Annotated in this window: 1 protein-coding gene; it reads left to right on the top strand. The window is 51.9% G+C overall.

The window, feature by feature from the left end; all coding sequences use genetic code 11:
• Window positions 1-551: 551 nt before the first annotated feature.
• The coding region (gene ltrA, locus AB1L08_RS22360; protein WP_413066772.1) for a group II intron reverse transcriptase/maturase at window positions 552-1,309 on the top strand (758 nt) is incomplete at its 3' end.

Genomic DNA, 1,309 nt, shown 5'->3' with positions numbered 1-1,309 from the left:
GTGCGCCCAGCATGGGCGCAGTCTATAGGGTGGAAGTCCCGAGCCGTGAAGGCAGAAGTAACGGTTAGCTTAACGCAAGGGTGTCCGCGGCGACGCGGAATCTGAAGGAAGCGGGCGGCAAACCTCCGGTCCGAGGAACACGAACTCCATAGAAGGCTGGGTATGGCTGGGTGAGTCTGCCAAACAAGACAAAGCCCTTTCTGCCGAAGGCCATATCAAGTAGATGGAGCGGATAGGTGGAGGGAAAGACTGCGTTCTTACCTGGGGAGGTCTGATGGATACGCCAAGTACCCTTGGTAACCTGTCCAGTGATGGGCAGCTGAACCATCAGAAGTCAGCAGAGGCCATAGTACCATTCAGCTTAAGATGGATGGGAAGGGCTGAACAATTAAGAGAGAACAGACTCTTGGCATTCAGCTTTATGCGATGAACACAGATAACCGAAAGGCATGCTTGAAGGAGGAAGTGGTGAATCCCACGGGGGACTTCAAGATGGTGGAGCAGAGGCTGGCATAAGAAGAAGGACTGTTCACGTGGAAGAGGTGTAACGAATGTTGATGGAGCGAATCCTGTCGCGTGGAAACCTGCTTACCGCCCTGAAACGGGTGGAGAGGAACAAAGGGAGCCATGGAGTGGATGGTATGCCCGTACAACACCTACGATGGCATATCATGGAACACTGGGAATCCCTGAAAGCGGAACTTCTAAGGGGGGCCTACGAGCCGCAACCTGTCCGCAGGGTCGAAATCCCGAAACCTGACGGAGGAGTGCGGTTACTGGGCATTCCCACCGTGACAGACCGTCTGATTCAACAAGCCATTGCCCAAGTATTATCCGAGGTGTATGATCCGACATTTTCAGATCACAGCTACGGATTCCGGCCCGACCGGAGTGCCCATGATGCGGTAAGGAAAGCAAAGGGATACATTCGGGAAGGAAAGCGTTGGGTAGTGGATTTAGACCTGGAGAAATTCTTTGACAAGGTTAACCATGACAGGCTCATGGGTACACTCGCGAAACGAATCGAAGATAAGAGGCTTCTTAAACTCATCCGAAAATACCTTAAATCGGGGGTCATGATAAACGGTGTAGTGACAAGCAATGAAGAAGGAACTCCGCAAGGTGGACCCTTGAGCCCGCTGCTCTCCAATATTGTCCTCGATGAACTGGACAAGGAATTGGAGAAAAGGGGGCACTCGTTTGTCCGATACGCCGATGACTGCAATATCTATGTGAATTCCAGAAAGGCAGGACATCGGGTCATGGACTCCCTTACCTCATTTATCGAGGAAAAGCTCAGTCTCAAGGT

It is taken from the genome of Siminovitchia jepli (assembly GCF_047228825.1).
GTDB lineage: Bacteria > Bacillota > Bacilli > Bacillales > Bacillaceae_C > Siminovitchia.
This window is presented reverse-complemented; position numbering and strand designations above follow the sequence as displayed.